Source organism: Roseateles sp. P4_D2 (genome assembly GCF_056401875.1).
In genome coordinates this window covers 297,176-306,925 of record NZ_JBFUIM010000005.1, presented here as the reverse complement: position 1 = coordinate 306,925, position 9,750 = coordinate 297,176, and the positions used below count along the sequence as shown (strand labels likewise).

Here is a 9,750-nt window from a genome sequence, read left to right as displayed (position 1 = left end):
GCGCGCGCCGGTGCACTCCGGCGCCTTCATCAATCGGGAGGAAGAGGGGCGTGCTGGGGTATGCGCGAAGCCGCGCCGTTAGCAGAAGAGGAAGAAGGCGAGGGCGTGCAGCGCCGGGTCAGCCCCTCAGCGGCGGAACTTGCCGTTCTGGTCAATGATGGCCAGGTCCACATAGTCCAGGCCGCTGTGGTCCGTCGGGCTGTAGCCCAGCTCGATGCCGCCCAGGTCATAGCGGCTCATGCCCTCCAGCGCCTTGCGCAGGCCGTCGCGCGTGGGCTGCTTGCCGGCGCGCTTCAGGCCTTCCACCAGCACCTTGGCCGACACATAGCCCTCGACGACGGTCGGCGTCACGTCCACGCCGGCCTTCTGGGCTGCCTCGGAGATCTCCTTGATGATCGGCTTGGCGATGGAGCGTTCATAAGGGAACACCTGGCTGACGATGACGCCGTAGCCGATGTCGCCCAGGTCCTTGATGAAGCCCATCGAGGCGTTGTTGGACAGGGTCACCAGCTGCGCATTCGAGCCCGCGGCGCGCACGGCCTTCATGCCCTGCACGACGGCAGTGCCGGAGCCGATGAACATCACCGCCTGGGGCTGCTTCTCCAGCAGCTTGGGCACGATGGGGCCGAAGTCGGGCTTGGCGCGGTCGTACTTCTCGTGGGCCACGGGCTTCTTGTTCGTCTTGGTCAGGCCGGCCATGGCGCCCTGCACGGCGTCGTCGCCAAATGAGTCGTCCACCTGCACGATGGCGATGCGCTCCATGCCGATCAAGCTCAGGTGCTCGATGGCCCGCTCGGCCTCGCGCTGGTAGGTGGCGCGCACGTTGAACAGCCACGGGTGCACGGGCTTGTGCAGCACCATGGCGCCTGTGGACGGCCCCACCAGCGGTACCTTGTGCTCGGTCAGCAGCGGCATGATGGCCTGCGTATGGGGCGTGCCGCGGTTCAGGAACAGCGAGATGACGCCCTGGTCGATCAGCTGCTTGGCATTGGTGACGGCGATCTTGGGGTCGAACTTGTCGTCCAGCGACACCAGGTTGATCTTCTGGCCATTGACGCCGCCGCCGGCGTTGATGATGTCGAAGTAGAGCTTGGCGCCCTTCGTCGCCTCACCGACGCTGGCCGCCACCTGGCCGGTGTGGCCGGCGGTCTGGCCGATGGTGATCTGGGCGTGGGCGGTGGTGGCCAGCGCTGCGGTCGTGGCGGCGAGCAGGAGGCGGTGGGCCAACTGCCGAAGTGACGTCGTCATGGGTTTGTCTCCAAGCTGCCCCTGGTTGCGGCGGGCTCTTGGATGCTCTGGACGGCCTGCGCGCGGGATAGCAATTCAAGCATGCGGCGTGTGTCACTAGGGCGTTGCCGCGATGTGGATAGTGCGTATGTCGCGACTTTGGCTTAACGCGTGAGGTCCAGCGGGGAGTTCGCCCCCGCGGGCGACTCACTTTCTTGGGCGCCCAAGGAACCGAAGGTTCGGCGAAGTCAAAGTAAGCAAAGAAGCTGCCCCGGTTCCGCCGCCCCTCGCGTTGCGAGGGGTTCCCTGTGCGCCGTGCCGCTTGCAGGCGGCATGTCCTTCGACAGGCGTCGCGCAGCACGCAGATGCTGCGCTCGGTCCCTCCTCAGTCTCGGTCGCCGAGACCTGGGCAAAACTCCCGCCGCTACGCTCTGGTCAAACAGTTGCGCGGAGTCAGTTCACGAAGCGTGCTGCGCACGCGCCTCGGCGCCCTGCGATGCTCTGCGGCTCCTTCGTGGGCCTTTAGATTAAAGGCCTGACCCCGATCCGTGCGATCCGCGATCTGATCGACCCCGATCCGATCTGGTCGCGCAGCAAGGGCGACTGATCGTCGCCATCGGCGCCCCGCGTGCGACGAAGGTGTGTAGCAACCCGGCTCGCGCGACTCGACCTCCCCCTTCAATCGAGGCCGTCCACTGCGGCGATCGCTTCGCGCCGGGCCGACTCCCGAACGGATGCGTTTACCTCCGGTCCGTAAAGCGTCTTGTCCACGGTGATGGTGTTGATGCGCTCTATGCCGACGAACTTCAGCCAGGCTTCGAGATAGGGCTTCTGAAAGTCGAGCGAGTGGAAGCTGCCCACGCCGTCCGCGGCATAGTCCAGTCCTCGAGCCAGAACCAGCGTGGCGGCCTTGCCGCCGAGCAAGCCTCTCGCTCCTTCCTCCGGGGAAAAGCTGAACAGGATGTCCTTGTGGGACACCGCATCGATCAAGTGCTTCAGCTTGTAGGGGATGCCGAAGTTCCACAGTGGCACCGACAGCAAGATGTGATCGGCCGCGTGAAACGCTTGGCCAAGTAACTTCACGCGCTCCCACGCATGCTGCTGCACCGGTGTCAGAGGCGTGCCGTTGATGCCGGCGTACTTGGCTTCCAGCAACTCGGCAGAGACTTCAGGAAGGTCTAGCGACCAGAGGTCGAGCGTAACGACTACGCTTTTCGGGTGCCGCTGCTCGCAACGCTGAATGAACGCTTTCGCCACGTCGATGCTGGCCGATTGGGTCTTGCGAGGGGAGGCCTCGATGTACAGGAGGTGTTTCATGGAGTGTGGGCTGGAGGTCCGAGACGGAACGGAGAGTAGGCATAACCTCCTCAGACCTCAATCAACTTAATATGAGACTTTTCAGAAGTAATCTCACTGAATCATGCTCATTGATCCGCAGCTCCTCAGGAGCTTTGTCTCTGTTGCCGATCTGGGGAGCGTCTCGCGTGCCGCGGAGCGAGTGCGTCTGACGCAGTCGGCGGTCAGCGCCCAGATCAAGCGACTGGAGGCTCAGCTGGGATGCCGCGTCTTCGCTCGCACCACCCGTTCGCTTCGGCTGACAGCACAGGGAGAGGTCCTGCTGGGTTACGCAAGGGGCATCCTCACGTTGAACGATCACGCCGTCCTTCATCTGGGCGCTGCGCGGCGCATCCGCGATACGGTGCGCATCGGCTGCTCGGAAGGCCTTCCGGCCGATTGGCTGTTCGCTGCGCTGACTAGGTTTCGCGAGAAGTACCCCGAGGTCGAACTGGAAGTCACCGGAGGAATCAGCATTGCGTTGTCCGAGCTCACGCGGCGGCGCGCATTGGACATCTCGATTGGCGGGCGGTGCGGCGGCTCCGGTGTGGGCGAACTCCTCTGGAGCGAACCGCTGGTTTGGGCCTTCTCGGAGCGCTCCTTCCTGAACCCTGCACGGCCTGTGCCGATGGCCTTTCTCTCCGAGCCTTGTCCCTACCGCGATGCGGCGCTTGTCGCCCTGGCAGGGCATCGGCGACGCTGGCATATCGCACTGACGGCCCAGAGTTCCGGCGCCTTGCTGGCTGCGGTGGCATCGGGCTTTGCGGTAACGCCTCTCACGCCGTCCCTCATGGCAACGGGTTTGCGCGCTGTTCCGACGGGGGACATCCTTCCCGACCTGCCCCGTGCGGAGTTCACGATGCAGCTGCGCGAGGGCCGACTTGGCGAAGCGGCAACCGAAGTGGCAGCCGACATTCGCCACGCCTGCCATCGATGGCTTGGATCGCTCCAGTTGAGGCCTGGCTTCGTCTAACGCAAAAGCCTCAGCACCCCGCCTGATCAGCCGCAAAAAATGTACGTTCGTGGCGAACGGCATGCGATTTGCACGCGCCTGCCGACATGCAACGGCCCTCGCCGTCGGAAAAGCTGAAAGCGAGGATGGGGTCAGGTTTAAAGTTTTAAGTCTTGCCGGGCATCGTGCACGCCCGTTTGCCCGCGAGCAATTCATCGTGCAGGTAGAGGATGTGCCGGGCGCGACCACCGCCTGTTGCCGTTGACAGGCCAGCGATGCAGGCGCAAAACGGGGCGTTGCCGGATTCGGCACGCGGGGAGCGCAGCATGAACGACGTTTCGCAGGCGGTTCGCAGCTCTTGGCTTCTTGCCGCACTTGTAGGCCTCCTGCTCTGCACGCCAGCGCTGGCCGACCCCGTGCCGGTGGTGCATTTTGAGCATGAGGACGTCGACAAGTTCGGTGATCTGTCTCAGAAGAATGTGGCTCCCTGTCCCAACATGGCCTGCGGGCCGGTGGCAGCCGTCAACTCCTTTGTCTTCCTGCAGCGCGAGTACTCCCTGATCTACGGCTCCAAGCTGATCCCGGCAGTCGATGGCACCAAGCCCACTCAAGCCGAACTTATTGCGGTTGCCGCCGACCTGGCGAAGAACTACATGGACACCTGCTGTGAGAAGGGCACTCACATCACGAACTTCATCAACGGCAAGCAGAAGTACTTCGACACGGTGGCGCCCAACACCACCGTCATCCACGGGCAAGTGAAGGACTGGGATCCGGTTGAGGGCGGCGCCAAGCCCGACAACATCGACGAAACCAACCCGACGCCGCAATTCCTGCTGAACGAGTTGAGCCACAACCAGGATATCGAGCTGCTGCTCGACTTCGGCACCGACGGTGGCCACTACGTCACGCTGACCTCTTTGTTCTGGAGCGACGACGACGGCGACGGAAGCATCGACGCCGGTGAGGCCGCGAACATTGGCTATATCGATCCGGAGGATGGCAAGTCCACCAGCGCACGCCTCGGCGAGTTGGCGGGCGCCCTGACCGTTCAGTACCTCAGCCCGGTCACGGGCAACGTGCGCAGCGGCACGATCTTTGCCGCCATCGCGGAGTCGCCCGAGCACCGCACCAACCCTGAACCCGCAAGCGCGGCCCTTGTGCTGGCGGCGTTGGCGGCCGTGTGGTGCGTCAGGCGCCGGTCGGCCACTGCAGACCGAGGGGGATGACTACCAACTCGCCTGGAATGAATCCCCGCTGAACCGGCTGTCCCCCGTGACCACGCCCATGTCCACGAACTCAAAGTCCGACGCCCGCAGCGACTTCAAGTTCGAAATCGTCGCGTCCTGCCACTGCGCACTGGGCTCGCCCTGCACGTACAGGTCGGAGCCGATGTCGGCGACGTAGAGGCCGTAGCGCTGCATAGCCACCGCGACGGCCTTGGCCTGGGCGCTCCAGGAGGCCGGCGGTACGAAGCTGGCCTTCAGGCGCAGCACGGCGCCAAAGGGCACGCCGCCGGCCGTCTCGCCGCCGGCGTGATGGCGCGCCGGCCAGACGTGGCTGCGGGCCAGCACGCTGTCGCGCAGCGTGACGCGCAAGGCATGGCGGATCTCGCCCGCGCTGGCTTCGTTTGCCCGCGCCAGCAGGGGCAGCATGGGCAGGCCGGCGGCGTCGCCCGAGGTCCAGGTGTCGGGTCGCATGGCGTTGCTCTTCAGGTCCCACGCGGCTGTCGAGTAGCTGTACCACTGCGCGTTGAGCTTGAAGCTGGCGTAGCTCTCCCACAGCCGGCAGCTGCCTTGCTCGACCACCAGCACATGGCGGTCGCCGCATTGCTGGGCGTCATTGCAGGCGCCGCCCTCGGCCTTGAGCAGGTCGTCGCGCGGGAAGGGGAAGCGGCGGTTGGGCGCGGTCAGCGTCGTGCAGTCGCGCACGAGGCTGTAGCCGCCGCCCACGGGCGCGGCGCAGTCGCTCTCGTCGGGCGCGCCGTCGCCGCTGCCCGCGCGCGGGTCGGTGGGATTGAAGGCGACCGTCGGCCAGCTGCTGGTGGCTGTGGCCGCGGTGCTGCCGTCCACCACGTTGTACGGGATGCCGTAGTAGTCGGCCGGCTGCTGCTGGTTTTCGCTGGTGCCCCAGTCCGGATGAAATGACCTCGTCGCGCCGATGCTGGTGATCCACGCCGCGCTGCTGGCGTGCGCGGGGAAGCGCTGCGCGTCGTCGATGCGCGTGTTGAACACCGCCGTGGCGGGGAAGACGTCGCAGCCGCCGATCTGCGGCGCGGCGCCGGGTGCGGGGGAAGGCGTGGGAGCCGGAGCAGGGGCCGGCGGAGGTGGCGGCGGCGCAGGAGAGGGCGTGGGAGCGGGCGATGGGGCTGGCGGCGGCAGGGGGCTGCCGCCACCGCCGCCACAGGCCGTCAGGCCGACGGCCGTGGCCAGCAGGACGAGCCCGCCGATGCTCTTTTTGATCGGGTCGCTTTGCATTTGTTCTTCTTCAACAGGGCGCCGGCCGAAGTGCCAGCGGCTATGTTGAAACAAGTGCGTCGCAGCGAGCACGCCCAGGTGTACGGGGATGTAAGCGCGGCCGTGTTGGCCGCGCTTTGCCGCGGCTACCTCACGGTGACGGAGAAGTTCCTCGACCCGAAGTTCATGCCGCCCGACGACGACGTGATTTCGAAGCCGTACTGCACATCACCCACGACCAGGTCGGCCATCCAGCCGAGGTTCCTCAGGTAGTTGAGGATGCCCAGCACGTCGATGGTCGTGTTGTTCGTCTTCGAGGTGCGCAGGAAGGAATAGACCATGTTGGCGCCGTTGTTGCCGCGGTAGACGTTCCAGGTGGCGCCGCCCACGTTCACGTTGGTGTAGACGGGGATGGCGCAGCCCTGCGCGTTCCAGTTGTAGGAGATGGGCTTGACGTTGCCGCAGCCGGCCGCGGTGCCGGTGTAGTTGAGCCACAGCATGATCTCGTGGGCGTTGTTGCCCACCCAGACGTCGAAGGTCGATGACCAGGCGCCGCCGCCCGGCGTGGTGGCGGCGATGGTGGACGACAGCTGCGACAGCGAGCTGATGGTGCGGTTGACCGCGTAGCCGATGTGCGGGTACGACTTGATCCCGCCGGTGTTGGGCTGGTCGGACCAGACACCCCAGTCGGCATTCGAGTTGACCCAAATGGTCTGCGGGCCGACGGCGGCGCCGCCGCACGGGCCCCAGACGTCGTTGTTGAAGTTGTAGCTGCCGTAGTTCCAGCTGGCGAACAGGTTGGGGGCCGAGCAAGATGACGTGGCGGGCGAGGAGGCCCCCCAGGTGGCGGCCTGCGCGCCCGGGGAGGCGAGGGACATGACGACAAAGGCGGCAGCGCCCAACGCGCGGTGGATTGATTTCATATGTCTCCGTTATGGTTGAAAGGGTCATCGCCCATGACCGCTACCTTGTGAATGGCAGCGTTGTCATGGGCAAATAAATTCGAGCCGCGAACAATTAGTTCGACCATCGGGCTTACCCGCTGATGTGAAACAAGTCGTCGGGCCGGCTCCGCTTCGCCGTCGTATGCGAGCGTGCGCTTGGAGCGATCAGGCGGTCAGCGCTTGTCGGTCCCTTGCCCTGTCAGCCCGTGCGCCTTCAGCCAGCGCACCAGCGTGGGAAAGTAGTCGGCGTGAAAGCCCGTCGTCGTGGCCGCCTTGTGGCCGCTGTCGAGGTCGGTCGCCCACAGGCCGTGGGCGGCGTGGTCGAGGAGGGTGATCTGGTGGTCGCGGTTGCCGGCTTGCGCGAGGGCCTGGCGCAGCAGCGCCACGCTGCGCTCGACCGGCACGAAGGCGTCGCGGTCGCCGAAGACGGCGAGCATGGGCACTTTGACCTGGGCGTAGGACGGCATGGGGTCGAAGTACCAGAAGGTCTGGGCGCGCCGGCTCGGCACGTCGGGCAGCTTCTCGTGGAACTCCACGAGGTGGGCCCAGCGCGCGTCGAGCTTGGTGCGCGCCGCGTCCTGCAGCCACTCGCGGCCTTCGCCGGTCTTGACCCAGTGCATCAGGCGGCGCTCGTAGTCGGCCGCTTCGGCCACTTCCGCCGCGCTCAGGCCTTCGTTGCGGGCGCTGGTCTCGACGCGGTAGATCTCCTGTTCGGCCGCGGTGACCGACGGCCCGGACTGGGCGATGACGAAGGCGACGTCGCTGCTGCGCGCTGCCGCGATCGGGGCGACCCAGCCGCCCTGGGAATGGCCCCAGACGCCGATGCGCTGCGGGTCGACGCCCGGCGTCTGCTTGAGCAGCCGGACGGCCGCGACTGCGTCGTCGGCCAGGTCGGTGAGGCCGGTTTCGCGCACGTCGCCCTTGGACTCGCCGACGCCGCGCTTGTCGTAGATGAGGGCGGCCAGGCCCTGGCTGACGAAGAACTCGGCCTGCTGGCGGTAGGCCTCGCGCGGTGCGTCGGTGGACATCGGCGACAGCACGACGGCGGCATGCGGGCCGGGTGTGGGCGGCAGCATCAAGGTGCCACCCAGGCTCAGCGCCCCGTTCGTCCAGCGCATCGGGCGCTCGACGATGTCCACCCGCTCGCCAATCTGCGGCGCGGCGCCGTTCTCGCTCCACAGCAGCCGCTCGGCCTGGCCTTGCGCGGGCAGGCGCTTCAGCGTCAGGCGCACCGGCCACGGAGATTGAAGCGATGGCCCCGCGGTGGCCTCGCCCGCGCCGCGCTCGAACAGGAAAGCCCAGCGGCCGGAGCCGAACTCGATGACGGTCGGCTGCGGGAAGTCGGTGAAGGACCCGATCGACACGAGCCGGCCGTCACGCAGCCGATACAGGCCGGGTGTGATGGCGGGCTGCGGCGGCGTCGCGACCTGCACCATCGACAGGCGGCAGCTGTCGGTCGCCGCGGAGAGCAGTGCCTTGCCCTCGTGCCGGGCCGTGCATGAGCCACCGCCCATCGCAGCCGGCAACGTGAAGCCGATGCGGCCATCGCCCATCGTTGCGCCGGGCAGCGGCTGCCAATCGCCACCGGCGTTCACGCCGCCGCCCGGCATGGCGTAGGCCAGGCGCGGCTGGTTGTCGACGAGTTCGGTGCGCAGGCGCCAGAAGGAGGGGCGGCCGGCCACCTCGATCAGGCCGGAATATTCGCCGTGGGCGGGTTCATTCACCGCAGCGTGCGCGCCCGGCAGCGGGGCGAGCAGGAGGGAGAGCAAGGCGGCGCCGAATCGGGCGCAAAAGCGGGAGCGGGTCATGAAAAAAGTTGTCGGATCAGTCGAACGAAGCCTGCATCTTGCTCAGCCGGGGCCGGCGGCGCTGCTGCGGTGCGACAGATTGCGGGATGGCGGCGATGAAAAGTTGCACCGGGGCCGGTCAGCTCGCTGGCCGTGCGGCCAGGAAGCTTTCCCGCAGCACCGCCTCGGCATCCTTGCGCCACGCCGCAAACACCGCAGACGCCTCGATGGCTTCGGCCAACGGCCGGAACACCGCGCCCTGCACGCCCGCGCGCTGGAAGGCGGCCGGCACGATGCTGATGCCCATGCCCTGCGCCACCAGCGACACGACCGACAGCCAGTGCCGCCCTTCGTGCTGCAGCCGCGGGTAGAAGCCGTGCTGGCGGCAGATCTCGACGATGCGGGCGTGGTAGTCGGGCGAGCCCTTGCGGGAGAAGAGGATGAAGGGCTGGTCGCTCAGCGTCGCCAAGGGAATCTTCTTCAGCTTGGCGCTCGGGTGGTTGGCGGGCAGGCAGGCGAGGAAGGGTTCGCTGTAGAGGGGCTGCGAGGCGAGGGCGGGGGGCAGGCGGTCGGTGTGGACGAGGCCGAGATCCAGCTCCTGCCCCAGCAGCGCCTCGATCTGGTCCTGCGAGTTCAACTCGATGACGATCACCTCGACCTTGGGATGGCTGGCCTGGAAGGCCCGCAACCAGGCGGACAGGCCGTTGAACAGCGTGGAGCCGACAAAGCCTAGGCGCAACCGCCCCACCTCGCCGGCCTGCACCTCACGGGCGAGGGCGCAGGCGTCTTCGGCGCGGTCCAGCAGGGCTTGCGCGCTGGTGCGGAAGGCGTCGCCCGCGGGCGTCAGGCGCACGCCCTTGCTGTCGCGGTCGAACAGGCGGGCGCCGACGCTGGCCTCCAGCTGCTGGATGGCGACCGACAGCGGCGGCTGGGAGATGGCCAGGCGCTGGGCGGCGCGGCCGTAGTGCAGCTCCTCGGCCAGGGCGATGAAGTAGCGCAGGTGGCGGAACTCCAAGGAGCGGGTAACGGTGTCGATAGGCATTGCGAAT

At 66.9% G+C, this 9,750-nt stretch carries 8 protein-coding genes; 2 read left to right on the top strand and 6 right to left on the bottom strand.

Annotation, left to right across the window (positions count from 1 at the left end; all coding sequences use genetic code 11):
* Positions 1–126: 126 nt before the first annotated feature.
* Together AC1DW0_RS11450 and AC1DW0_RS11445 are read right to left on the bottom strand one after the other, a co-directional pair.
* The gene (locus tag AC1DW0_RS11450; RefSeq protein WP_056201733.1) at positions 127–1,248 is read right to left on the bottom strand and encodes an ABC transporter substrate-binding protein; all 1,122 of its coding nucleotides are present in this window, start codon (positions 1,246–1,248) and stop codon (positions 127–129) included.
* 657 nt (positions 1,249–1,905) lie between these two features.
* The gene (locus AC1DW0_RS11445; protein ID WP_056201736.1) at positions 1,906–2,544 is read right to left on the bottom strand and encodes an FMN-dependent NADH-azoreductase; all 639 of its coding nucleotides are present in this window, start codon (positions 2,542–2,544) and stop codon (positions 1,906–1,908) included.
* 103 nt (positions 2,545–2,647) lie between these two features.
* Here AC1DW0_RS11445 and AC1DW0_RS11440 point away from each other — a divergent pair, with 103 nt between their 5' ends.
* Together AC1DW0_RS11440 and AC1DW0_RS11435 are read left to right on the top strand one after the other, a co-directional pair.
* Positions 2,648–3,535: a LysR substrate-binding domain-containing protein gene (locus AC1DW0_RS11440; protein WP_056201739.1), complete on the top strand. Its 888-nt coding sequence runs from the start codon at positions 2,648–2,650 to the stop codon at positions 3,533–3,535.
* A gap of 254 nt (positions 3,536–3,789) precedes the next feature.
* A complete protein-coding gene (locus AC1DW0_RS11435) occupies positions 3,790–4,743 on the top strand; it encodes a hypothetical protein (RefSeq protein ID WP_477945910.1) in 954 nt (317 codons plus the stop codon).
* Here the strand turns inward: AC1DW0_RS11435 and AC1DW0_RS11430 are convergent, their stop codons facing one another.
* The 4 genes from AC1DW0_RS11430 to AC1DW0_RS11415 all read right to left on the bottom strand — a co-directional run bounded on the left by AC1DW0_RS11430 (position 4,744) and on the right by AC1DW0_RS11415 (position 9,716).
* A complete protein-coding gene (locus tag AC1DW0_RS11430) occupies positions 4,744–5,991 on the bottom strand; it encodes a hypothetical protein (protein ID WP_477945908.1) in 1,248 nt (415 codons plus the stop codon).
* Positions 5,992–6,116: 125 nt separating this feature from the next.
* Positions 6,117–6,893: a GH12 family glycosyl hydrolase domain-containing protein gene (locus tag AC1DW0_RS11425; protein WP_477945906.1), complete on the bottom strand. Its 777-nt coding sequence runs from the start codon at positions 6,891–6,893 to the stop codon at positions 6,117–6,119.
* Between the two features lie 194 nt (positions 6,894–7,087).
* Complete coding sequence (locus AC1DW0_RS11420) at positions 7,088–8,722, bottom strand: alpha/beta hydrolase family protein (protein ID WP_477945904.1); 1,635 nt, start codon at positions 8,720–8,722, stop codon at positions 7,088–7,090.
* A 118-nt stretch (positions 8,723–8,840) separates the two neighbouring features.
* The gene (locus tag AC1DW0_RS11415) at positions 8,841–9,716 is read right to left on the bottom strand and encodes a LysR family transcriptional regulator (RefSeq protein ID WP_477946039.1); all 876 of its coding nucleotides are present in this window, start codon (positions 9,714–9,716) and stop codon (positions 8,841–8,843) included.
* Between the last annotated feature and the right edge of the window lie 34 nt (positions 9,717–9,750).